The organism is Tepidanaerobacter acetatoxydans Re1 (genome assembly GCF_000328765.2).
Taxonomy (GTDB): domain Bacteria; phylum Bacillota; class Thermosediminibacteria; order Thermosediminibacterales; family Tepidanaerobacteraceae; genus Tepidanaerobacter; species Tepidanaerobacter acetatoxydans.
Window position 1 is genome coordinate 1,461,829 of sequence record NC_019954.2, and the last position, 25,511, is coordinate 1,487,339.

Below are 25,511 nucleotides of genomic sequence, written 5' to 3' on the forward strand. Positions count from 1 at the left end.
ACCACTCCTGGCATCTATGCGTTTTTTTATATAAGTATATTGCAAATAATATTCATTGTCAAGAATTTAAAATTTTATAAATACAGCATCAGAAACATCTTTTATTTTTTTTATTTCGTCCAATACATTTTCCGGAATTTCTTCATCAGTCCCTAATACCATCAAGGCTTCGCCTCTAAACGATTTACGCCCCAATTGCATATAAGCAATATTGATATCATTACGTCCTAAAAGATTTCCCACTTCACCTACTATGCCAGGTCTATCTCGATGAAATGACATTAACGCATAGCCTTTCGGAATGAGGTCTATTTTATAATCGTCAACAGCAATTATCCTCTGCTCATTTTTTTCAAAAACCGTTCCCGATACACTGCCTACTCCCTTATCTGTGGTAATTTTTAAAATCACATTACCCGGTGCATCCTGATCTTTGCTTATCTTCTTTTCTATAATCTTAATGCCACGTTCCTTAGCTAAAAAATAAGCATTGACCAAGTTGGCTGGAATTTCTAAGATATTTGTTAAAATGCCTTTTATGCCTGCTGTAGTAATTGGTTTTACGTCAAATCTCGTAATCTTACCGGTATATATCATTTCAACTTCACTAATGCGGCCATTTTTTAGCTGAGTATAAAGTGAGCCCATTTTTTCAGCTAATTCTATAAAAGGCTTTATCTCGTTGTATTCTTCAGGCCTAACAGTTATCATATTTACAGGATTTTTGACCATCTCTCCTTTTAATGCTCTGATTATATCCTTTGCTACATCCACTGCCACGTTAACCTGAGCTTCTGCCGTCGAAGCACCAAGATGCGGTGTTGCAATTACATTTGGCAAATCAATAAGCGGACTTTCCAGCGGCGGTTCATGCTCAAATACATCGAGAGCACAAGCAGCTACTTTACCTGAGACAAGTGCATCATAAAGAGCAGTTTCATCAATTATACCTCCACGAGCACAATTAATGATTATAACTTTATCTTTCATCATGGAAATACGCTCTTTATCAATCATATGATAAGTTGTCTTTGTAAGAGGAACGTGAAATGTTATAAAATCAGCTTCTTTAATTACTGTTTCCAAATCAGCTACTTTTATATGAATATTTTCCACATGATCTTTTATCACATATGGATCATATGCCAAAACATTCATTCCTAAGCCGATTGCCTTATATGCTACGTCTTTACCAATTCGTCCTAAACCCACAACGCCAAGAGTTTTCCCTCGAAGCTCTACACCTACAAAACTCTTTCTATCCCATTTTTTACTTTTTAGGCTTGCTACTGCTGCCGGTATATTTCTGGCTGCAGCCATTAGTAATGCTACGGTATGTTCACTTGCTGCTATAGTATTTCCTTCCGGGGCATTTACTACTAAAATACCTTTTCTGGTTGCAGAATCAACATCGATGTTATCAACGCCAACACCTGCTCTGCCAATAACCTTTAAATTGCTTTTATCTATGATGTTTTTCGTAACTTTTGTCGCACTTCGAACAACAAGTGCATCATAATCCTGAATTATTTCCATAAGTTGTTCTTCACTTAAGCTTGTCTTAACATCAACATCAAATTCCTGCTTTAAAATGTCAATACCTTCATGTGCAAGATCATCACTTACTAAAATCCGCATTTTTACCTTCTCCTTTTGCAAAAATCTTTTCGGCTGCACTTATACCAGCCCAAATAAGTGTTCATCATTTATTGCCATTTCCAATCAGTTTTAAGATCCACTGAAGATCCACTGCTCCTAAACAACTTATCCTTATCGCATCAACTAAGACCAGTGCCGGATCATTTTACCACTCTCCCAAATACGTACAAAATATGTAGTTAAAAATATAATAAAAAAACCGCCCAATGCAAGGGGCGGAATTTACCGCGTTGCCACCCTATTTCAGTTTCCCAAAATATGCAACCCTTTAGAAAATTTAACGGTTAAAACCGTTTGACTCTTCGTCAACGACTCCAAGGCGGAAATAAAGCATTTTTACCGATTTACACCACCCATCGGCTCTCTTTAAAAAAATATCTTTAACTTTCCTTTTCATAGTCTTTAACTGATTAAATTATAAATTATTATAAAGCAGGTTAGCCATCCTGTCAAGTTTTTTAACAGTACTTATTCATCATATTCATCAAAATCATCTTCATCATCCAGTTCAAACTCATCCACACATAACGTTTCCCATGCATCCTTCACCATTTCAAATTCCCCGTCATCTTCAACTTCTGAAAGAACTTCCTCACCATTTTCATCAGTATCAACTCGAAAGATATATGCTTCCTCTTCCTCTTCATCTTCATCTTCTTCACTAATGGGAATTAAAATCGCATAGTCAGTATCCTCAACATTAACAACTCCTAATACCTCAAATACGGCTTCCTCACCATTTTCATCCAATAATGTTATAGTTTCTAACTCATCCATATGTTTTTCAACTCCAATTCACTTTGAATTAAAATTATTTTATAGTAATTTTTATCTAGTGTCAACTCCATATTTAGAGTCCAAATAACTTTGAAGTATTAATACAGCTGCTAGTTTATCAATAACTCCTTTCCTTTTTTGACGTGAAACATCTGCTTCAATCAAAATTCTTTCCGCTGCCGCAGTAGTCAACCTTTCATCCCAAAACTCCAAATCAATGCTTATAGCTTTTTGTAGCTTCTTCGTATAATTCTCAACCGCTTCACTGCTAGGCCCTAGTGTACCGTTCATATTTTTGGGCAGCCCAACTATAACCTTTGTAACATTATAATCCGAAATAATCCGGCATATTCTATCTATGTCCTTATTTTTACCATCATTCTTTCTTTCTATTACATCTATCCCTTGAGCAGTTAAACCAAGTTCATCAGATATAGCGACACCTACTCTTTTTTCACCAACATCCAAACCTAAAATACGCATTAAAGTTTGCCCCTTTTAAAGGATTTTTATACAAAACTCAGGACAATATCCCGAACAATAACCGCATAGTATGCAGGCATCAGGATTAACCGTAGAATGGCCATTGACAACATGCAGCGCATTATAAAGGCAATGCTTTACACATTCTCCACAACCTACGCACCAATCTTCAATCAACAGTTTTCTCTTCTCACTGCTCAATCTTTCCTCTATATGTGAATCTACAGTTTTGCCATCAAAAATACTAATATTTGCAACAACTTCATCATTAGATTTCATACCAACTGCTACAGAATGTAAATACGGAAATGAAAGTATATAGGAAAATGCTCGCTTTTTATCGCTTATTAAATTTCCCCCACCTAAGGCTTTCATTGCATAGATACCTTTCCCATTCTTATATGCTCTTTCTATGGCCTTTTCCATGTCTTGCAAACTTCCGTCTTTTATGCCTATTCCCCGGAAATTTATTATTGGATGAATGACTTCGATTTCTTCCATATCGGATGCAACATTAACCACTTCTACCGTATGTGTTGAAACACCAATCGCCTTTATTAATCCCTTTGCCCGAGCATCCACCAAATATTCCAAAGCCTCTCTATGGCCTTTTAGTGTTAGCCTTGTTTCTTGCTCATGAAGCATGAATATGTCTATAACATCTTTGCCTGTTTCCTTTCTGGCTTTTTCTACACTTTTCTTCATCCCTTCATAGGTATAGGCATAAGACTTCGTAGATATAATAAAATCTTTTTTCGACCTTGTAAGTGCTTTATTTATGTAACAATAGTTTTGATAAAATTCGGCTGTATCTATAAAATTAACGCCCATATTCATCGCCGAAAGTATAATATCTGCCCCATCGTCAACTGGTAAACCAGCTTGAAGAGGGCTTATTGTCAAACTGCCAAAACACAAGCGAGATACTTTTAAATCTGTATATCCCAGATTTACATATTCCATGTTTCTCGAACCTCTTTACAAAGATAAAATAACATAATCTCATTTATATTCTATATGGACTTTTATACTGCTAATACGAAGTATAAAAAATCAAATACCAATCATAAGCTTAAATTGTTAGAGTTTTCAAGAGCATCTTTTCGAGTCAGTTAGCTTTGATATTTTTTTTGAAGAAAATATCGGCAGGCAATGCCCAAATCGCATCAAAACTGCACTACCTGTCGATTTTAAAGTTTAAAACAGTTATTTAGTTTCAATATAGCTTTTTAATAATTCTTCTAGCAATTCATCCCGTTCAAGTTTCCTAATAAGGTTTCTGGCATTATTATGACTGGTAATATATGCTGGATCGCCAGATAAAAGGTAGCCCACAATTTGGTTTATTGGATTATATCCTTTTTCTTCTAGTGCTGTACAAACCTCTTTTAGAATTGTTCGAACATCAATGTCGATTTCCTTGTCTACTTTAAATTTAACAGTTTCATCCATTTTTTGCCCCATTTAAATCTCCCTCCATTTGCTTTTGTACTAAATATTCATTATAATTTCTGAAACAGATGACAAAGCTTCATCAATTTTTGCTGGGATTTTACCGCCTGCCTGAGCAAAATCCGGCCTGCCGCCGCCGCTTCCGCCTGCTATTTGAGCTATATTTTTTATTATCTTTCCGGCATGATAACCTTTTTTAGTTAAATCATCTGTTACAGCAACTACAAATGATACTTTATCATCATTGCAGCTTCCTAAAGCCACAATACCCGTTTTAATTTTTTGCTTTAACATGTCACACATTTTCCGAAGATCATCGATATCTTTAGACTCTGTTTTAGCAGAAATTACATTAATATTGTTTACGCATTTTGCGTTTTTTAATATTTCTACAACCTCAGAATTTATAACCTGCTGTTTTAATGAGTCTATTTCTCTTGCCTGCGACCTGATTTTTTCTTGCAGCTCTTGAATCTTTTGAGTAATTTCATTTGGGTAAGCCTTAAGCAGCTGTGCTGTTTCATTTAAAATTTCCAGGTTATCATATAAATACTGCATTAAATTAAAGCCGCACACTGCTTCAATTCGTCTAAGACCAGAGCCAATGCTATTTTCAGAAACAATTTTAAAAAGTCCTATTTCTGATGAGGACTTTACATGAGTCCCGCCACACAGTTCTTTGCTATAATCTCCAAAGCACACCATGCGGACACGTTCCTGATATTTCTCACCAAATAGTGCTACAGCCCCTTGTTCTTGAGCCTCATGAAGAGTTGTCCAATGTATATTCGCTGGAAGATTTTTCAATATAGCGTTATTTACCTTCATTTCTACTTGTAATATTTCATCAGGCGTAAGGCCTGAGAAATGCGAAAAATCAAATCTTAATCTATGTTCATCAACTAATGAACCAGCTTGATTAACATGTTCCCCTAAAACTTCTTTTAGTGCTCTATGTAAAAGGTGTGTAGCACTATGATTTCTGGAAATGCTTTGCCGCCTTTCCACATTAATTCTAGCTAAGACTGTATCACCAACATTAATATTGCCCTTTTCTATTTTACCTATGTGATAAATTTTCCCATCAGGCGTCTTATGAGTTTCAGTTACTCTAAATAAAAAATCTTTTCCTTCAATTATACCCGTATCTCCTACTTGCCCGCCTGATTCAGCATAAAATGGAGTTTTGTCAAGCACTAATATAATGTCCTTCACTTTATTATTGCAGGCTTTTACCGGTTCATTACCTGATAAAATAAATTGTACACTACTACTTGATTCAAAAGTATCATACCCTACAAAAACCGAAGAAGGAAGATGTGCTATGATTTTAAAGAATTCATCAACTTCATACATTTCTTTACGTGCAGCTTTAGCCTTTTCCCGCTGTTTAGTCATAAGTTGTTCAAAAGTCTTAATGTCCACTGACATACCATTTTCTTCAGCTATATCACAAGTTAAGTCGATCGGAAAACCATAGGTGTCATAAAGCATAAAAGCCGTGCGGCCGGGTATTTCCCTTTTATTTTCCTTTGATAATCTTTCAATATTTTCATATAAAATCTTGAGACCATCACTTAGTGTTTCGAGAAATCTTTCCTCCTCAGACTTTACTATTTTTTGTATATATGTTATATTCTTTTCAAGTTCAGGATAAGCATCTTTCATTAGCGAAACAACTTGTGGAACTATTTTGTATAAAAAAGGTTCATTTAGGTTCAGCTCTTTCCCATAACGAGCTGCTCTTCGTATGATTCGCCTTAAAACATAATTTCTTCCTTCATTTCCAGGCAGTACGCCATCAGAAATCAAAAAGGTAATGGCTCTAGAATGATCGGCAATAACTCTGAAAGGAAAGCCTTCTTCGCCTCCTTTATATTTCTTGCCAGTCATGCTTTCTAAAAAAGTTATTATGGGCCTTAAAAGATCTGTATCATAGTTACTATATACATCTTGCATTACGGTAGCAATACGTTCAAGACCCATTCCAGTATCTATACTGGGTTTAGGCAAAGGTGTCATAGTTCCGTTCTCATCTCTGCTGTACTGCATAAAAACCAGATTCCATAATTCACGCCATCTATCACAATCGCATTTGCCTAGTGCACATTCCTTTGCATTACAGCTGTGCTCTTCGCCGCGATCAATGTATATTTCGCTGCAAGGACCACATGGTCCCGTATCTCCCATACTCCAAAAATTATCCTTTTCACCCAGTCGGACAATTCTATCTGCCGGAATATAAGCTTGCCACAATTCAAAAGCTTCTTCATCTTCCTCAAAAACACTGACCCATAGCTGTTCTTTCGGCAGTTTTAACACATCAGTTAGAAATTCCCATGCATATTCTATTGCTTCTTTTTTAAAATAATCACCAAAAGAAAAATTACCTAGCATCTCAAAGAATGTATGATGTCGAGCCGTTTTCCCTACACTTTCCAAATCGTTATGCTTGCCTCCTGCCCTAACACATTTTTGACAAGTAACCGCTCGAGAATAAGGAAGGCTCTTAAGACCCAGAAAAACATCTTTAAACTGATTCATGCCGGCATTAGTAAATAAAAGCGTAGGATCATTTTGCGGTATCAAAGAAGAGCTGTCAACCCTTGTATGACCTTTGCTTTCAAAGTAACTTAAAAATTTTTCTCTAATTTCATGACTGGTCATCATTTTAACACCCTCCGACGTCAAACAAAATCTTTATTTCTCCAATTTCCATTACTGCTGGGATTATATAAAAGATATAGTCCATTGTCAATATTTACCTATTATCATTTGAAATTCTTATAATGCGAGGAGAATACTTGTTTTCAATTTCCCTGCGTCTAGTAAAAAAATGTATGCTGGCAAAGCTAATAATCATTAACACTAAGCCAATCAGAATTGCAAAAGGTTCAGTTGAATTTATGTTTAATAAGCCTGATATTTTATATCCTAAACCTATGCCTGCTAAAAATGATAAAAGAGGGATTGCATATACTATTAAGGTAGCTGACAAAAATGTTGATGCACCGAGCTCTACCTCAACAACTTGACCCACTTTTGCATTAACGCAATTTTTAGCCCAAACTCTTATTGGTTTTCCTTCTTTACCTGCGGAACAACCCCTGCAACCCTTGCAAGAAGAATTGGGTCTAATTTCTATTTGTGCGTGCTCCTTTTTATTTGCCACTACAATAGCTTTTTCCCTCATTTTCCCCTCCGTAAACAATAAAAAATTTAAGAGTTCAATTTATTACTTTCTATTTTAGGAAACATTTGAATAAACTGGTCTTGTTTCCGAAATACGAGCAATCATCACGTTCATGCCCATAGAATTACCTAATATGTCTTATGGTAGTATGAACCTATTATATAATATTGCTGCAGCTCGGTCAATTTCTTATCAACCTGCGTATTACTTCACCGGCAATTATTAATCCCATTACTGAAGGAACAAATGAAACACTGCCTGGTGGATAATGTTGTTTTAAAGGAGTTTCTGTAGAAAATACAACTTGTAATCCTTTTTTTATACCAAGCTTTCGGAGTTCTTTCCTAACCTTTCTGGCCATAGGACAAACATAAGTTTCGGATATGTCTGCCACTTTAAACTTAGTAGGGTCTAATTTGTTTCCTGCTCCCATAGCTGAAATAATCGGAACGCCTAGTTCTATACAATTTACAATAAGATTTATTTTAGATCTCAAGCTATCTATAGCATCCACTACATAATCAAAATTACCGCTTAAAATATCTGGAGCGGTGTTTTCAGAATAGTACTCTCTTATTCCAATTACCTTTGCACAAGGGTTGATATCCAAAATCCTATTTTTCATAACATCAGCTTTATGTAAACCAACGGTAGAGCAGCTGGCATGAATTTGACGATTTATGTTAGAAGGAGAAATTATATCATGGTCAACGAGAATGAGTTCACCTATTCCTGCTCTCGCAAGAGCTTCTGCCGCAAAAGAACCAACTCCGCCAAGGCCTAGTACGGCAACTTTGGCATTCTTTAATTTTTCTATACCATCCTTACCTACGAGTATTTCCGTCCTAGAAAACAAATTCTCTTTCACTAAAATCGCTCCAAAATTAAACAGATAAAAACAAACCCCACCATGCCGTGTTTGCTGACCGTAAATAGAGACCCGGCTTCCCAGGTGGGTGTCCTCCTGAATGCATTATATTTCCCTTATAAAGGGCATATATGCAGCAAACAGAGACCGGACTCCCTATATTAGAGTGTTGGCTCTTTACTAAGCCAGTTTACACGCACACAGCAGGGTATATTTATTTTCTAAAGCTATATTATCACAAAACTTACTATTTATCAAGGTTTCGCCCTAATTAAGTCATGCCAATTTATGTTGATATGTTATATTTTTACCTGAATGTGTAGCTCTTTTAACTGTTTTGCATCAACCTCACTTGGTGCATCAGTCATCGGGCAAGAGGCGTTTTGTGTCTTGGGAAAAGCTATGCAATCCCTTATGCTGTCAAGACCCAAAAGTAGCATAATCATACGATCAAGCCCATAAGCTATACCACCGTGTGGTGGTGTCCCATACTCAAAAGCCTTGAGCAGAAATCCAAAATTATTCCATGCTCTTTCTTTAGAGAAACCAAGGGTTTCAAACATTTTTTCCTGAAGGGCTGCATCATGTATTCTTATACTTCCGCCTCCAAGTTCAGTGCCATTTAAAACAATGTCGTAAGCTTTTGCCCTAACTCGCGAAGGTTCTTTGTCAAGTAAAGGAATATCTTCTTCCATTGGTGAAGTAAATGGGTGATGCTTTGCTACAAACCTTTTTTCTTCCTCATTATATTCTAGTAGAGGAAACTCAGTAATCCATAAGAAGTTAAGCTTATTTTTATCTATTAAGTTTAATGCCTTCGCTAAGTAAATCCTAAGGCTACCCAAAGAAGTCATTACGAGCTCGGCATTGCTGTCAGCTATAAATACTATTAAATCGCCTACTTCACAATCAAATTTGTCTTTAATTTCTTTTATAGTTTGTTCGTCAAAAAATTTAGTTATAGGAGACTTTATACCTTCTGATGTAACATTCATCCATGCAAGGCCTTTTGCTCCAAATTCTTTTGCCTTCTCTACAAGCTCGTCAATTTGTCTGCGGCTAAAAGCCTTTCCTCCATTTTTAATATTTATGCCTTTGACTCTTCCACCATCTTTAACTACATCACTAAACACTTTAAAACTACTGCTACCGACTATATTAGATATATCAACCATCTCCATACCAAATCTGGTATCAGGCTTATCTGAACCATATTTTTCCATGGCTTGTTCATAAGTCATTCTAGCGAAAGGTATTTCAACTTTTATTCCAGTAACTTTTTCTACCACATATTTTATTAATTTTTCATTTAAAGAAATTATATCGTCAACATCTACAAAAGACATTTCTATATCAAGCTGTGTAAACTCCGGCTGCCTGTCTGCTCTCAAATCTTCGTCCCTAAAGCATCGTGCAATTTGATAATATCTGTCCATACCGGCTACCATCAGTATTTGCTTAAATAACTGAGGTGACTGAGGCAGTGCATAAAATTTACCAGGATTTAAGCGGCTGGGAACTAAATAATCGCGTGCACCCTCCGGAGTGCTTTTTGTAAGAACAGGTGTCTCCACCTCTACAAATCCGTTTTCATCCAAAAAATCTCTTATAGCCTTATTAATCTTGCTGCGAAAAATCATATTATATTGCATACTGGGTCTTCTTAAATCAAGATATCGATATTTGAGCCTCACAATTTCATCGACCTTTATATTGTCTTCTATGGGAAAAGGCGGAGTTTTGGCCTTACTCAAAATATCTAATTCTTCTCCAATTACTTCAATGTATCCAGTAGAAATTTTCGCATTTACATTTTCCGCAGGCCGCCTGCAAACTTTGCCCTTTACAGCTATAACATATTCACTCCTGATTTCATCGGCTTTCTTAAAAGCTTCTTTACGCTCAGGATTAAATACAACCTGAACAATACCGCTGCGATCTCTTAAATCCACAAAAATTAAACCGCCTAAGTCGCGACGAGTTTGAACCCAGCCTGAAAGGCATACTTCCTCGCCTTCATGCTCCTTAGTCAAATCACCGCAATAATAATTTCTTTTAATCTTTTTTTTCACAATGAACAACCCCTTTTAGTTATTGACTTTTAAATCAGTTTAAATTATTTCATAAGAGTTCATATAAAATTTTCAAGGCAAAGGCCTTCTTTATTGTTTAAATCATTTACCATAAAACAGCATTACAATTTTTGCTGATAAAAAAACTCTCATCACTGATAATAATAAATAATATCAGGGACGAGAGTCTTCCCGCGGTGCCACCCTGTTTGGAAAATCCCACTTAAAATTTTAACGCATAAAACGTAAATCCCTACTTATATTCGAGATTTAAGCTCCGGGGTGTTATATTGGTAGACATATACTTATCCAAAAGAGCTCTCAATCTTGGCCCTTTCTCCCTGTTGAGTATTATACATGCCATTTCCCCATCTTTGCTTTTATTTATATATTTATATCTTTTTTAACAATTATAAATAAATTACTGTTGTATGTCAATGCTATCGCGGCTTAAAATTCACAAATTCATAACAAATTTCACATGAAATTAATAAATTAAATGTATATAATTATAATAGAGTACAAAATGATTAAGAATGGAGGTCGGTTATGATGAATCTCAATAAAAAGAAATATTTTGTTGCAGTATTAATAGGCCTTGCCGTAGGAGTCGCCTTAGTAACCGGAGGTATTTTAGCTTATAACTCCATTTATCCGGGGTCTTCGGCTCATGCCGATATAGATGGAAACACTCAGGCAAATTTAACTTCTACTGCCTTACCTGCAAACATACCCGAAATTGTTGAAAAAGTCAGTGATGCAGTAGTATATATTGAAACAACAGTAGAAAGTCAAGATAATTCAGACCCATTTTTTAATGACCCATTTTTTAGATATTTTTTCGGAGACAGCTTCAGTTTTCGCACAACCCCAAAAGTCAGTAAGGGTTTAGGTAGTGGTTTTATTATCAACTCCGAGGGATATATTCTTACTAACGAACATGTTATAAGCGGAGCTAAAGAAATCACCGTAACCGTAAAAGGATTTCAGGAACCCTTTACAGCAACTGTCGTAGGAAAGGATTCTAACATGGATTTAGCAGTAGTAAAGATTAATTCTTCGGAAAAATTACCTTATATAGAATTAGGAGATTCTGACAGCGCACGGGTAGGGGAATGGGTTATTGCAATAGGAAATCCATATCGACTTGACCACACGGTAACCGTTGGAGTAATTAGCGCTAAAGAAAGACCTATTACTATTGCGGATCAAAGTACAGGTAATACTAGGGTTTACAATAACTTGATACAAACAGATGCAGCCATAAACCCTGGTAACAGCGGTGGCCCGCTTATATCACTTGACGGAAAAGTTATAGGAATAAATACCGCAGTTAATGCTCAGGCTCAAGGTATAGGCTTTGCAATACCTATAAATAGCGTTAAAGAGGTCTTGGACGAACTGATAAAAAACGGATCAATCACTCGGCCTTATATTGGAGTGGCACTTCAGGATATGACAAAAGATTTGGCAGAATATTTTAAGCTTGAGGAGCCAAATGGTGCTATCATTGCCGATGTCATTTCTAACAGTCCTGCGGCAAAAGCCGGTCTTATGCGTGGCGATGTTATTTTAAAAATAAATGATACTACAATAAAAAATTCTAATGATGTTAGTGCAATAGTAAGCGAAGCTAAAATAAATGAAAAATTGGTAATGCTCATATTGCGAAACGGTCAAACTAAATTTGTTACCGTTGTAGTTGAAAAACGGCCAGAATAATAATTGTTACTTTGTATATTTTTAAACCCCGGCTTTAATACAAGTATTATGAGCCGGGGTTTTTTAACGTATTAAAGCTTTCTTCATTAATCCATGTGTGTTTGATACTTCTTACTGTATCTAAGTCAGCATTTACATATTGGGCTATATCTTCATCTGTTATATCATCTTGGCTAAAAAGGTCGAGTATATCAGCATAGTTTTCGCTAAAATTGAACACTTTATTAGCATTCCGTATTTTCTTCTTTGACATACAATCCCTCCCTATATCTACTCTTAGTTTTCCCTGTATGCATTAAAATATGTTTAGGCAAAATAATCATATAATGTATCTGAAATACAATAAAATTTCAGATATTGCACAGAAAGGGATTTATTTTTTTCTCAATACTAAGAGTTGAAGGTTCTCCATGACCTGGCAATATTGATATGTTATCACCTAATGGTAATAATTTATCTCTTATCGAGTTTATAAGTTCATCATACGAACCTCCCGGAAAATCCGTTCTTCCAACTGAACCTGCAAATAAAGTATCTCCGGTAAATACAATATTACCAACCTTTATCGATATACCTCCAGGAGTATGACCGGGGGTATGGATTATTTCTAAAACCAAATCTCCAACCGCAAACTTTTCATTACCTTTTAGCATTATATCTGGCGGAGGTTGTATGAAACCCTCACCAAAATATATAGAAAGATTGTCTTTCGGCGAAAGAAGCATTGGAGCATCTTGCTCGTGAATTGCTATTTTTGCATCAGTTGCATTTTTTACTTCTTTTAATGCAGAGATATGATCACTATGACCATGAGTTAAGAAAATATATTTCACAATAAGATGTTCTTTTGTTATTGTCTCTATAATCTTATCAGCATCTGCGCCCGGATCAATAATAGCCGCATTTGCATTTTTTTCATCGGCAATAATATAACAGTTAGCAGCTAAATCTCCAACCTGTAAGCGTTTTAAAAACATAGCATACCTCCTAAAACTGTTTATCGCTATCAATCAATATCGTAACAGGACCATCATTTAGCACATTTACCAGCATTTCTGCTTGAAATTGACCCTCTTCCACTGCTTTAACCTTTTTTTTACAAGCTTCAATTAAAGCTTTATAGAGTTTTTGAGCTTCTTTTGGATGTGCTGCCTTAGAAAAACTTGGCCTGCGCCCTTTTCTGACATCTCCTAAAAGGGTAAATTGAGATACGATGAGTATTGCAGCATCAATATCTTGAACAGATTTATTCATTTTCCCTTCTTCATCTTCAAAAATTCTCAGCCCAACGATTTTTTCCGCTAAATAATCAACATCTTCCATAGTATCGCCCTCAGCAACACCTAAAAAAACCACAATGCCATTATCAATTTTTGAAATATCTTTTCCCTGTACAGAAACAGAAGCCTTCTTTACTCTTTGAACTACTGCTCTCATAAAATCCTCCTTATTGGTTCATGACCCTTCGTATATTATATATTCCGTTAATCTTTTTTATCTTTTGCATTACATTTTCTAAATGCTGTTTATTATTAATCTCTAAAATTAAATCTATAATAGCAACACCATCTTTGGTAGTACGGGCATTAATAGCATCAATATTAGTTTTCATATCACCAACTAAATTTATTACCTCGGAAAGTATACCAGGCCTGTCATAAGCTGAAGCTTGTATCTCAACAGGGTATGAGGTTTCTTCAAATCCTTCCCATTTAACATCTACAAGTCTTTCCTTGTCAAAAACACCGCTGCTGACGTTTTTACAGTCCTGTCTATGAATTGATACGCCACGACCTCGGGTAATATATCCAACAATTTTATCACCCGGAACCGGATTACAGCATCGAGAAAATTTTACTAAAAGATTATCTATGCCATCTATTTTTATACCATGATCAATTTTCTTTTTTGTCTTAAGTTTGTTATTGGATTTCTCTATTAATATTTCCGGCTTATTTAGTTTAACGCTTTTCTTGTATTCGTCAAGAATCTTTTGAAGTATTTGTTTTGTCGTAACGGCTCCATAGCCAATAGCAGCAAACATATCATCAATATTTGCAAAGCTCATGCGTTTTAGTAAATTGTTCATAAAGTCAAATTTAATGAGCTGGTAAATATCATAGCCCTGTCTATGGGCTTCTTTTTCTAGCATTTCTTTTCCACGAGCTATATTTTCATCGCGTCGTTCCTTCTTAAACCATTGCCGAATTTTATTCTTTGCTTGAGGTGATTTTACTATATTTAACCAGTCACGGCTCGGTCCGTTACTGTGACCTGAAGTTACAATTTCTACTATATCACCATTAGCCAGTTTATAATCCAAAGGAACCATTTTGCCGTTCACCTTGGCTCCAATGCATCTATTTCCAACATCTGTATGAATTCTATACGCAAAATCAACAGGGCAAGACCCCATCGGCAAATCTATTACATCACCTTTAGGTGTAAATACATAAACTTCATCAGTAAAAAGATCAATTTTTAAATTCTCCATGAAGTCTTTCGCATCACGCAGTTCTCGCTGCCAATCGAGAATCTCTCTTAACCATGAAAGCTTTTGTTCAAATTCATTACTATTTTTGTCACCTTCTTTGTATCTCCAATGAGCGGCAATTCCATACTCTGCAGTTTTATGCATTTCATATGTTCTTATTTGTATTTCCAGAGGATCTCCGGAGGAATCAATTACCGTTGTGTGAAGCGATTGATACATATTCGGCTTAGGCATAGCAATATAATCCTTAAATCTGCCGGGGATGGGCTTCCATAAAGTATGGACAACACCCAGAGCACCATAGCAGTCTTTAACAGTATTTACGATTACTCTAACAGCTGTTAAATCATAAATTTGTTCAAATGTTTTATTTTGGTCCTTCATTTTTTTATATATGCTGTAAAAATGCTTGGGCCTTCCTTGTATCTCAGCATTAATTCCTGTAGCTAATAACCGCTCATTAAGAATATCAATCATTTTATTAATGTGATTTTCTCTTTCCTGTCTCTTTTTTGCAACTTTTTCAACTAGGTCATAATAATGCTCTGGTTCTAAATACCTAAATGCTAAATCCTCTAGTTCCCACTTTATTTTAGATATCCCTAAGCGGTGAGCAAGAGGTGCAAAAATATCAATGGTTTCCATAGCCTTTTCACGCTGTTTTTCTTCAGGCATAGATTTTAAAGTTCTCATATTGTGCAGCCTATCTGCTAATTTTATCAAAATAATACGGATGTCTTTTGCCATGGCAAAAAACATTTTTCTAAGATTTTCAGCTTGCTGTTCTTCTTTTGTCTTAAACTCAAGTTTGCCTAATTTTGTTACACCATCCACTAAGATGGCAATTTCAGAGCCAAAAATTTTTTCAATATCTTCTATAGTATAGTCAGTATCCTCTACCACATCATGTAACAGACCGGCAGCAATGGTAGGAATATCTAATTCTAAATCAGCTAAGATCATAGCTACACCCAGGGGGTGAGATATAAATAGTTCACCGGAAACCCTGTGCTGTCCACTGTGTGCTTCCTTTGCAAACATATAAGCCTTTCTTATTAAGTCAAGGTCAGCCGATGGGCTATAAGATAAAATTTGCTTTTCCAATGAATCAAAATCCAAATCTTGCTCCCCCCTGCCTGTTTCAATATTTTATAAGTGAAAAGACATCATACTCGCTTAAATTCTCTCTTCCGTTTATATCGGTTAATTCAATTAGGAAAATTGCTGCCGAAATTTCCCCTCCAAGTCTTTCCACAAGTTCTATGGTGGAAAAAATTGTTCCGCCAGTTGCCAACAGATCATCTGCTACAATAACTTTTTGGCCCGGTTTTATTGCATCTTTATGCATCTCAATAATATCTATACCGTATTCTAATTTATACTCAACCCTTATTGTTTCCCCCGGCAGCTTGCCATTTTTCCTTATTGGTACAAATCCGGCACCTAATTCATATGCAATCGGCGCCCCAATAATAAATCCACGAGCTTCCGGAGCAACTACTAAGTCAGCTTCTTTATGTCGAACAAGATCTGCCATTGATTTTATTACCCGTCTGAAAGCTTTTCCATCTTTTATTAGAGTCGTGATATCCTTAAAACTTATTCCTTTTTGTGGGAAATCTTCAATTACCCTGATTTTCTCTTTCAAGTCCATTCAATTTCCTCCACATTCATAAATATATCTGATTGTAAAATTTGAAACTTATTATAAAATTCTACTACATTCCTTTTAAGTAGATAAAGATGTAAATATGTTTTGGAACGTTCCAGCTGAAACTTATTATTGTGCTTTTCATGACCTAATATATGAAAAAAACCATCTTCTATATTAAGTTTAATAATGCCTATTTCCTGAAATATTTTAAAAACATTTATCAATCTACACAGGTGCATATCTATCCCTGACTGTTTCTGTAACAAATTTCTAAATTCATTTATGTTTAGAGAACCTTCAAAAGTTCCCAAAGTTAATTTTCCAATCATTTGGTACACAACTTTTAATTCATTAATACTTGGTAAAATTTGCTGACACACCAAGTAATTATAGCGTAAATCTTCTCGTTCAAAAAGTATATGCGTCTTTGAATTTGGTGGTACTTCGGCTAATTGTTTTTTTAAAATATCAACACTAAAAGGTGTATCATAAAATACTATATCCTCAAAATTTTTATTATTGCATATAGCTAATGGGTTTACTGCAATAACATTATAGTCATGACTCTGAGCAGGTAAATCTAAGCAATAAGACACTTTGGCTCTGTTCCTTAAATCATCATCTTCTCTTAGATACGTCAATAGCTGCCATGCTTTATACGGTGTATTTATTGCTATCATTACTTTGCTTTTTGCTTTTAAAAGTGAATTTATATATCCTATCTTCGCTTGAATTCTCTTATTTTTTAAAATAAGCATATTATCTTCATTTATTAATTTATCCTCACTTGACGTCCTAATGCTTTTTCCATTTAAGACATTTAAGTAGGAGTAAAAATATCGATAATAATTATTTTCAACATCAAGCAGCAATTCATCTCTAAAAAAAGGAACTCTTAAATCTTTTATATTCAACTGTGGTTCGATGGATCCTTTCCACCGATTTACTTCTAAATAAAAAGCTGCATCCATTATTGTTGCCATGTCTAAATCTTCCTTATAAAGGCCAAAGTTAAATCCTATAGCATCAATATTATTTTCATGACTTTTTAGATTTAATTTTAAGTGTTTATCTCCGCTGCCCACCGTCCTTAAGTTCTGAATATGCAAGTTTCTACACATAAATACCGGCTTAGGATTCCCGTATCCAAATGGTTTCATAAGCTCCAGCTGCTCTGCCAGTTTCAAATTAATATCGCTCTGGTTTAATTCCAAATCTATGTCAAGCTTAGGACTTGCATCTTTTTGCACAGTATCCTGCACGAAAAGTTGATTTAATTCCCTTCGAAATGTACCAATATTTTCTACTTTGATACTTAAACCAGCAGCCTGTTCATGACCTCCAAACCTTATAAGGAGATGAGATAACTTACTTAATGCATTAAAGAGATTAAATCCCGAAATACTTCTTCCAGAGCCCCGGCCTTCATCACCTTTTTCTGAGATTATAATACACGGCCTGCTATAGATTTCTACCAGTTTTGAAGCTACTGTTCCGGTAACTCCAGGGTGCCAGTTGGCACTGGAAATTACTATTATATTTTCTATATCTAAGTCAATTTCCTGTTCTATTACTGTTTTTGCTTCGTCTAATATTTTAGCTTCGAGAGTCTGCCTTTCCTGATTAATTCTTTCAAGAGTTGTAGCAAGTTCAAAAGCTCGTTTTGCATCTTCACATAGCAAAAGCTCTACAGCAATTTCGGGATTTGCTATCCTCCCGGCAGCATTTAATCTTGGTGCCAATAAATAGCTAATCTTTCCCGGCTCTATTGAAATATCATTTAAGTTTAACAGATTCATCATCGCTTTAAGACCTAAATTTTTTGTATTTCCTAAGTCATCAAGCCCATTTTTGACAATTATTCGGTTTTCATCTAACAGTGGAACAATATCTGCCACGGTACCAATAGCTGCCAATTCAAGTAGCTCTTTTCCAAACTTTAAATCTTTACCCTTCAGAGCACATGCAAGTTTCAACGCCACACCAACACCTGCTAATTCTTTGAAAGGATAACTGCAATCTTCTCTTTTGGGATCAACTATTGCAATAGCAGCCTGAGGCATTTTTTGCTGAGGCTCATGATGGTCAGTAATGATAACATCCAAGCCTAAGCTAGAAGCATATTGTACCTCTTCACATGAACTAATGCCATTATCTACAGTTATAATTAGCTTTGTTCCTTGCTTATGTATCATATCTATAGCATCTTTATTGAGACCATAGCCTTCATCTAGTCTTGAAGGTATATAATAGTTAACCGTTCCGCCTAAATTTTTTAATAACTTCATAAGAACAGCACAGCTGGTTATTCCGTCAGCATCATAATCACCATAAATTGTAACTTTTTGTTTTTTTGATAGGGCTTCTTTAATGCGTACAACAGCTTTGTCCATATCTTTCAGCAGCATAGGGTCATATAAGTTATCCAGTTTAGGATATATATATCCATGAATCTGCTCAGGTGTAACTATACCTCTTTTTTTGAGCAATTGCAGGATTACATGGTGAAATTCGTCATAATTATCATCAACTTCTTGTGTTGACCCTACTTGCCATATATAGTTGCCATTAATCATTATATCCTCCAGTTTTGTAGCAAAAAATTTGAATAAATTTTATCTGTCCATACCAATTATACAATATATATAATTATAAACTAATCCCATTTTTATATCAACGAAAACAAAAGAGAGCATTGTAAAACTGCTTAAAAACTAGTTTTATAATGCTCTCTTTTATTTACAAAGTTAAAGATTTTTAACAGGCCTTCTGATACCTTATATTTTTTGGCTACCACTGACTGCTCTTTTTAGCAACTTCAACTAATCCTTCGCGATTCAGCTCATCTAAGATGTATAACTTTCCTCTTGCAGCATCAGTAATCTTGATTAGACAATCTTTATTAGGTTGGAGGCCAATACAACAGAAATTAATTTTATTTTTTGCAATTTTATCGGCCGCCGAAACAGCATCATTAATTGGGTCACTTGTCCATAAAGATACTGTAGGTATCCCATCGGTTATAAGCATAATCAGTGGATTTTTTAAATTTTTTTTATTAATATGGCAGATGCCTTTGTCTAAGGCTAATGCCAATGGTGTTAAACCAGTTGCCACTATCTTATTTATACCTTCTTCCATTATGTCATAGTTTCTTGTAAAAGGAACACAGACATTAACTTCTTTTTCTTGGAAAGCCATAATACTTACTTGAGTATTTGGCTTTAAGACAAGATATCTTGCCAAATATTTAGCATTTCTAAGCCTAAAACCAGCCATACTAGCACTGGCATCTATTATCAAGCAAATGTCTTGCTGTAATTTTGGAGTTCGCTTGATAGCAACTATGTCTTCCTGTTCAATACTGAATTTTTTATTCTCGATATAGCTTCTTACCAGCGATTTTCTAACAGTTTCCGATATATCCAATTCCTCAGGCCATTCTTCAGAAACATAAGGTTTGCAAATACTTGGTCCGCTTCGATATCCTGTTTCTCTGCTAGATAAATGGTTGATTGCAAAACCTTTATAGTTATTAATCCTCTGCGGATTCTTTATGGTTCTTTTTAGCACAAACTCTAATTCTCTCTTGTATATCCTTAAAAATTCTTTTAATTCTTTCCCTTTACTGGTTAAACGGTACTTATTTTGATGTTTGCTTAAAATATTTGTTTGCTCGAAATATTTTATTATATCGTTAAAGTCATCATTTTTTTCTGTTATATGCAATGCTCTTCCTGATATATCACTCTCAAATTCAAAATTTTTAATTGCATCTTCTACCTCTTTTAAGCTCCCAAAATACTCAATCATCGCTGTGGTTTCACTAAAAAGGCTATCCTTTTTAGAACAACCGCCATTTTGCTTTAAATATGAATCAGAGTCGGTGGTATATGGTGACATATCTATGGGAGTATTGCCAGTTTCATGTTTTATTCTCTCAATTTTTCTAAGTTCAACACCCTGCTCTTGAAGAGCCTTTTCCGTCTCGGCAACTATTAAAAATATGTTTTCTAATTCTTCATTAGTCATAAATGCTGTTATATGGACATGATTTAAGTGGTTTTTCTTAAGATTTTCGGTTATCCCATAACTTAGACTCCCTGTCAGCCGGCCTCCTCCCGATCCTGTCTGAATATCAATATTGTCAATTAAATAATCCAATGAATTTTCTACGAGACTTTTTTTAAGAAAGTCAGCCATTTGCATCAAATTAAATATCTTTATTTCATGAAACAAATCTACATGAATTATCTCGTTTTCAACAAAACGATAATAAAAGGCTTGACCGGCATCAGCATTAATGATTATGTTCACATTTTGCGGAGTATCGTAATTGATTGTATGGACTTTTCGACTAACAACAGCTGCTTGACCTACTCTAACACCCTTACCATTATTTAACTCCATCTGCAGTTTCTCTATAGAACTCATTTTATCAAATCCTCTTCGGTCTTTACATATTCTGTTATCTTTAATTTATCCATTGGTAATGCTTTTTGCGGCGGCGCTTTTATACTAGGATTAGGTGCTGTGCTGCTTGTGTTTGAACTTTTTGCTGATTCAGCATTTGGGACAAATCGTTGTAAAAGTTTTTTTAAAAAATCGAAGCTAAAAGTTTTAGAGTTTTTGTTTTTATTCTCATTAATTTCCGAGACTTTAGTAGAATCAGGTAATTTATTTTCATTCTGAATAGAAGTTTCAACACTAATCGAGTCTTTTTTTATTAGGCTCTTTTTTTCTTCTAAGTTCTGCAATATATTATTTAAGTCTTTCATTTCTACTCTATGTCGTAAAGCATAGCGTGTAATAAAAATAACATCTTCTATATTTGGATTTCGCTTTAATAGGGCACCTCTTATTTTTGTTCCAAGTAAAGCGGCCTCTACATATCGAAGGCTTTCTATGCCATAATTGACATATAATGATGCCAAAAGATCTCTTATTTCTTGGGTAGGTTTGAATCTATTTATATTTTTTTTTGCTTCTAAAAATTCTTTTGTTTTTTGTATTGTTGCTGTATTAACAACGTTTAATACTTCATCACTAAAAATTCTGTTAATTACGCAAGTATCAAGAGGCCTTTCAACGTTTACAGTAAAATCAAATCGATCTGAGAGTTGGCGCCGAATATTCTCTAACGGGCCAGGATCTTCATCCGGATTTGAGGCAGCCCAAATACTGACTTGAACCGGTATTTCTGTAACAGGCAGCCCCGCTTCCTCGATTTGTATTCTCCCAGGTTTTGTTCCCATTGCATCGAGCAGCAGATCAACAATTTCAGGCGAAGTATCAGCGATACGATTTATTTCGTCTATAAAAACTATTCCCCGATGTGCCTTTGGAATAGTTCCTAATAAAAGTGCAGCTTCCGGACTTTCTTTCGAAGATATTTTTTTTAAATCGATACTACCTACAACAGATCCTTTTTTTGCAGAAGGCGAAATTTCTAAAAACGGCATATTAATTCTTTCTACACCGATTTTTTCGATTTCCTCACTAGTCAGATTATAATGCTCAGGACAATGGGGATTGGATGGATCACAATTATACAAACACCCCTTTATTCTGTTAATTTTAGGTAAAACTTCTTTATATGCTCTTATGATGGTTGTTTTTCCTGTACCCCTTAACCCTTCGGCGTGAATATGAATAGGCGTACCTGTCAAAGATCCGGTTACCGACACATCTAATATATCAAAAAGTGAAGCATTACCGGAATGTCTTATTATCTGGGAATAGTTCTTCATAATATATCCCTCACGATTTTTTCATTATTTGTGTGATACCACTATTTTTTTCATTGTTTATTCAGCATCACCATAGCCCAGTTTTATCTATTAAATATTTTTTCCGAAAAGACTTTTTTTATAACCCATTACCGGCAAATATATCGGATAAACGAAAAAATACCCTCATTAAGAAGGTATTTTTGTAAAAATTTTTAGCTTTTTTTAGCTTCCACTTTTATAACTTCGCGATTTTTGTAGTATCCACAGTTGGGACATGCCCTGTGGGACAGTTTTGGTTCACGGCACTGGGGACATTCTGAAATCGAAGGCAATGTTAATTTCCAGTGGCTTCTACGAGAACCTTTTTTGGATTTAGATGTTCTATGTTTAGGATTGGCCATTACAACACCTCCTCTAACTATTCGCTCTTTAATAATTTTTTCAATACTGCAAATCGGGGATCCAAATTTTCTGTTTCGCACTTACAAATACTTGTGTTTAAGTTGGCTCCGCACTTAGGACATAATCCCTTGCAATCAGTTTTACATAAAATTTGACTAGGACAGTTTAAAATAATTTCGTTTACGACTTGAGGATACAGTTCAATTTCCTCACCATCGAATTTTATTAGTTCTTCAGATTGTGCCAAAATATCACTAAATTTCAGCGAAAAATCCATAGCAAACCGGACCTTAGTTTGTGTAAGACATCTTGAACATAACCCGGTAGCAGTAACTTCAATCTGCCCATCTGCTTGAAATATTCTGTCTCCCAGATTTTCTATTTTGCCTTTTACCCTTACCGGTCCTACGCTACTGATGCCCTCACGTTTTAAATCTAAATTCATGGTTGGTTGTGTAAAGTCAAATTCAGCCGTGCTTCCTACTACATGTTTCATTCCTGCCAGACTCAGTTTCACAATCATTCACCCCGAAGAAATTACACTTTATTATATATTTACATAAAACCAGTGTCAAGCAGTTTTAACAAGAGACATCGTATCTAAGGCTATCATTAGTTCTTCATTTGTTGGAATAACAAGCGCTTTTGCTTTAGCCTCTTCAAAAGAAATATCTGCCTGCTTTCCTCTGACTTGGTTTTTAGCTTCATCAATCTTTATTCCTAAATATTCCATATCCTTACAAATCATCTGCCTCATTGTAGCAGAATTTTCTCCAATACCGCCGGTAAACACAATAGCATCAAGCCCATTCATGATCGCAGCATAGGAACCGATGAATTTTTTAGCTTGATAAGAAAACATCTTTAAGGCTAAGTCGGCACGTTTATTACCGTTTTTTGCCGCTTCTTCTAAGTCTCTGAAATCACTGCTAACTCCGGAAATTCCATAGACTCCGCATTTTTTATTCAGGTACTCGTTCATTTTATCCGGTGATATTCCTTCTTTTTCCATTATAAATGGCACTATTGCCGGATCTATATTGCCACAGCGTGTTCCCATTATAATACCTTCCAGCGGCGTAAATCCCATGCTGTTTTCAATAGATTTACCGTTTTTGATCGCTGTTATACTTGAACCATTGCCCAAGTGCAATGTAATCATTTTTAATTCTTCAATAGGCCTGTTTAACATTTTTGCAGCCTCAGCTGATACAAAGCAATGAGAAGTACCATGAAAGCCGTATCTTCTTACGGCATATTTTTCATATAATTCATAAGGTAACCCATACATATAAGCATATTGAGGCATAGTTTGATGAAATGCCGTATCGAACACTCCAACCATCGGAACGTCCGGTAACATCTCCCGAGCTGCTTCAATACCTACAATGTTAGGCGGATTATGTAATGGAGCAATGGCTACACATTCTTTTAACACATCCATGACTTCATCCGTTATTTTTACAGAGCCGGAAAATTTTTCTGCACCATGTACTACGCGATGACCTACTGCTGATATTTCCGAAATATCTTTTAGAACACCGTGATTTTTATCTAAAAGAGCATCAAGCATCATTTTTACGGCTACCTTATGGTTTGGAATATTGTCCGATACTTCTATCTTATCTTTACAGTAAGGCATATGCTTGAGCATTCCAACTTCAAGACCTATTCTTTCCACTAAACCCTTAGCCAAAACTGATTGATCTTTCATATTGAAGAGCTGATATTTCAAAGACGAACTGCCGCAATTGATAACAAGAACCTTCAACAAAAAAACCTCCTAAATTTTTATTAATTTGCTTGCAGAGATGTAATTGCAACCACATTTACGATGTCTTCTACGCTACATCCTCTTGAAAGATCATTTATAGGTGCAGCCAAGCCTTGACTTATGGGACCAACTGCCTCTGCTTTTGCAAGCCTTTGCACTAGTTTATAACCAATATTGCCTGCATTAAGATCTGGAAATACCAGTATATTGGCTCGTCCCGCAACTGGGCTGCCTGGTGCCTTAGAACTAGCCACCTTAGGAACCAAAGCGGCATCAGCCTGCAATTCACCATCCGACAAGAGATTGGGTGCCTGCTGCTTAAGTATTTTAGTGGCTTCAACCACTTTATCTACCATTTCATTTTGAGCACTGCCCTTAGTGGAAAAGGATAGCATTGCCACCCTCGGCTCATCGTCCATTAAAGACTCCCATGTTTTTGCAGTAGAAACTGCAATCTCAGCAAGCTGCTTAGCATCCGGATTCGGATTTATGGCGCAATCTGCAAAGAGTATATGCCCATTAGACCCAAATTCACAATTAGGTACAATCATCATAAAAGCACTGGATACAACGCCTATACCCGGTGCCGTTTTAACTATTTGGAACGCTGGCCGGAATACATCTCCGGTCGCTGTAACTGCACCAGCCACCATTCCATCGACATCGTTATTTTTTACCATCAAAGTACCATACCATATTGGATTTTTTACCAATTCTCTGGCTTTCTCCATAGTCATACCCTTGTTTTTACGAACTTCGTATAACAAAGTTGCATACTCTTCAGCTTTTGGTGATAACTCCGGATCGATAATTTCCACACCTGAAAGTTCAAATTCTTTCGATGCGTTTTTAAGGTTATCTACATTTCCCAATAACACTACTCTTGCAATTTTTTCCTTTGTAATGATTTCTGCGGCTTTAACGACTCTTTCATCACTTCCCTCGGGAAGAACTATCGTTTTGGGTGATGTCGTTGCACGCTCTCTTATTTTTTTGATAAAATCCATTTTTATTACTCCTTCCTTTATGCTACATAAAATATTTTAATTTCATTTTTCATTAATACACACTAATTATTTTGCATACAAGACATTGTTAATTATACCACAATATTTATAAAAAGTTTAATAAACTATAATTATATGACTGTAGTCAGTAAATCAAAGCTAATTCTGTCGTTTATTGTTATATAATCGTAATAGATGTTCTATGCTAAATTAAAAAAATCC

Annotated in this window: 22 protein-coding genes, 1 other RNA gene and 2 other annotated features; of the genes, 1 reads left to right on the forward strand and 22 read right to left on the reverse strand. The window is 35.5% G+C overall.

Going from position 1 to position 25,511, the window contains the following annotated elements:
* Positions 1-66: 66 nt before the first annotated feature.
* The 10 genes from serA to aspS all read right to left on the reverse strand — a co-directional run bounded on the left by serA (position 67) and on the right by aspS (position 10,504).
* Positions 67-1,638, reverse strand: a complete 1,572-nt coding sequence (gene serA, locus TEPIRE1_RS07135; protein ID WP_013778496.1) for a phosphoglycerate dehydrogenase — start codon at positions 1,636-1,638, stop codon at positions 67-69.
* A gap of 229 nt (positions 1,639-1,867) precedes the next feature.
* Positions 1,868-2,065, reverse strand: a binding site (T-box leader).
* Positions 2,066-2,127: 62 nt separating this feature from the next.
* The gene (locus TEPIRE1_RS07140; RefSeq protein ID WP_013778497.1) at positions 2,128-2,436 is read right to left on the reverse strand and encodes a DUF1292 domain-containing protein; all 309 of its coding nucleotides are present in this window, start codon (positions 2,434-2,436) and stop codon (positions 2,128-2,130) included.
* A gap of 51 nt (positions 2,437-2,487) precedes the next feature.
* Positions 2,488-2,919, reverse strand: a complete 432-nt coding sequence (gene ruvX, locus TEPIRE1_RS07145) for a Holliday junction resolvase RuvX (RefSeq protein WP_013778498.1) — start codon at positions 2,917-2,919, stop codon at positions 2,488-2,490.
* Positions 2,920-2,934: 15 nt separating this feature from the next.
* Positions 2,935-3,882: an aldo/keto reductase gene (locus tag TEPIRE1_RS07150; protein WP_013778499.1), complete on the reverse strand. Its 948-nt coding sequence runs from the start codon at positions 3,880-3,882 to the stop codon at positions 2,935-2,937.
* A gap of 243 nt (positions 3,883-4,125) precedes the next feature.
* Positions 4,126-4,383 carry an IreB family regulatory phosphoprotein gene (locus TEPIRE1_RS07155; protein ID WP_013778500.1) on the reverse strand — a complete coding sequence of 86 codons (258 nt, stop codon included), beginning with the start codon at positions 4,381-4,383 and terminating at the stop codon, positions 4,126-4,128.
* Positions 4,384-4,410: 27 nt separating this feature from the next.
* On the reverse strand, positions 4,411-7,041 hold the full coding sequence (gene alaS, locus TEPIRE1_RS07160) for an alanine--tRNA ligase (protein ID WP_013778501.1): 2,631 nt from the start codon (positions 7,039-7,041) through the stop codon (positions 4,411-4,413).
* A 91-nt stretch (positions 7,042-7,132) separates the two neighbouring features.
* Complete coding sequence (locus TEPIRE1_RS07165; RefSeq protein ID WP_013778502.1) at positions 7,133-7,564, reverse strand: SoxR reducing system RseC family protein; 432 nt, start codon at positions 7,562-7,564, stop codon at positions 7,133-7,135.
* Positions 7,565-7,745: 181 nt separating this feature from the next.
* Positions 7,746-8,432, reverse strand: coding sequence for a tRNA threonylcarbamoyladenosine dehydratase (locus tag TEPIRE1_RS07170; protein WP_013778503.1), 687 nt, complete (start codon positions 8,430-8,432; stop codon positions 7,746-7,748).
* A 30-nt stretch (positions 8,433-8,462) separates the two neighbouring features.
* A non-coding RNA gene (gene ssrS / locus TEPIRE1_RS13465) (6S RNA) lies at positions 8,463-8,645 on the reverse strand.
* Between the two features lie 86 nt (positions 8,646-8,731).
* Complete coding sequence (gene aspS, locus TEPIRE1_RS07175; RefSeq protein WP_013778504.1) at positions 8,732-10,504, reverse strand: aspartate--tRNA ligase; 1,773 nt, start codon at positions 10,502-10,504, stop codon at positions 8,732-8,734.
* A gap of 173 nt (positions 10,505-10,677) precedes the next feature.
* Positions 10,678-10,888: a binding site (T-box leader), on the reverse strand.
* 165 nt (positions 10,889-11,053) lie between these two features.
* Between aspS and TEPIRE1_RS07180 the strand changes: the two genes are divergently transcribed.
* Positions 11,054-12,226, forward strand: coding sequence for a S1C family serine protease (locus TEPIRE1_RS07180; protein ID WP_013778505.1), 1,173 nt, complete (start codon positions 11,054-11,056; stop codon positions 12,224-12,226).
* Between the two features lie 46 nt (positions 12,227-12,272).
* Here the strand turns inward: TEPIRE1_RS07180 and TEPIRE1_RS07185 are convergent, their stop codons facing one another.
* The 12 genes from TEPIRE1_RS07185 to pta all read right to left on the reverse strand — a co-directional run bounded on the left by TEPIRE1_RS07185 (position 12,273) and on the right by pta (position 25,289).
* On the reverse strand, positions 12,273-12,479 hold the full coding sequence (locus tag TEPIRE1_RS07185; RefSeq protein WP_013778506.1) for a hypothetical protein: 207 nt from the start codon (positions 12,477-12,479) through the stop codon (positions 12,273-12,275).
* 97 nt (positions 12,480-12,576) lie between these two features.
* Complete coding sequence (locus tag TEPIRE1_RS07190) at positions 12,577-13,203, reverse strand: MBL fold metallo-hydrolase (protein ID WP_013778507.1); 627 nt, start codon at positions 13,201-13,203, stop codon at positions 12,577-12,579.
* 10 nt (positions 13,204-13,213) lie between these two features.
* Positions 13,214-13,663: a D-aminoacyl-tRNA deacylase gene (dtd, locus tag TEPIRE1_RS07195; RefSeq protein WP_013778508.1), complete on the reverse strand. Its 450-nt coding sequence runs from the start codon at positions 13,661-13,663 to the stop codon at positions 13,214-13,216.
* 10 nt (positions 13,664-13,673) lie between these two features.
* Entirely contained in the window at positions 13,674-15,839 is a 2,166-nt protein-coding gene (locus tag TEPIRE1_RS07200) for a RelA/SpoT family protein (protein WP_013778509.1), read from the reverse strand.
* Between the two features lie 22 nt (positions 15,840-15,861).
* Entirely contained in the window at positions 15,862-16,374 is a 513-nt protein-coding gene (locus tag TEPIRE1_RS07205) for an adenine phosphoribosyltransferase (protein ID WP_013778510.1), read from the reverse strand.
* Positions 16,365-18,950 (reverse strand): single-stranded-DNA-specific exonuclease RecJ, encoded by a 2,586-nt coding sequence (gene recJ, locus TEPIRE1_RS07210; RefSeq protein ID WP_013778511.1) that lies wholly within the window; start codon positions 18,948-18,950, stop codon positions 16,365-16,367. The genes TEPIRE1_RS07205 and recJ overlap by 10 nt, the downstream gene beginning before the upstream one ends.
* A gap of 214 nt (positions 18,951-19,164) precedes the next feature.
* Positions 19,165-20,808: a vWA domain-containing protein gene (locus tag TEPIRE1_RS07215; RefSeq protein WP_013778512.1), complete on the reverse strand. Its 1,644-nt coding sequence runs from the start codon at positions 20,806-20,808 to the stop codon at positions 19,165-19,167.
* Positions 20,805-22,124 carry a magnesium chelatase gene (locus TEPIRE1_RS07220; protein ID WP_013778513.1) on the reverse strand — a complete coding sequence of 440 codons (1,320 nt, stop codon included), beginning with the start codon at positions 22,122-22,124 and terminating at the stop codon, positions 20,805-20,807. The genes TEPIRE1_RS07215 and TEPIRE1_RS07220 overlap by 4 nt, the downstream gene beginning before the upstream one ends.
* Positions 22,125-22,318: 194 nt before the next feature.
* The gene (rpmF, locus tag TEPIRE1_RS07225) at positions 22,319-22,507 is read right to left on the reverse strand and encodes a 50S ribosomal protein L32 (protein WP_013778514.1); all 189 of its coding nucleotides are present in this window, start codon (positions 22,505-22,507) and stop codon (positions 22,319-22,321) included.
* A 17-nt stretch (positions 22,508-22,524) separates the two neighbouring features.
* Entirely contained in the window at positions 22,525-23,031 is a 507-nt protein-coding gene (locus TEPIRE1_RS13255; protein ID WP_013778515.1) for a YceD family protein, read from the reverse strand.
* A 48-nt stretch (positions 23,032-23,079) separates the two neighbouring features.
* Positions 23,080-24,279, reverse strand: coding sequence for an acetate/propionate family kinase (locus tag TEPIRE1_RS07235; RefSeq protein ID WP_015295433.1), 1,200 nt, complete (start codon positions 24,277-24,279; stop codon positions 23,080-23,082).
* A 23-nt stretch (positions 24,280-24,302) separates the two neighbouring features.
* Positions 24,303-25,289: a phosphate acetyltransferase gene (gene pta / locus TEPIRE1_RS07240; protein WP_013778517.1), complete on the reverse strand. Its 987-nt coding sequence runs from the start codon at positions 25,287-25,289 to the stop codon at positions 24,303-24,305.
* Between the last annotated feature and the right edge of the window lie 222 nt (positions 25,290-25,511).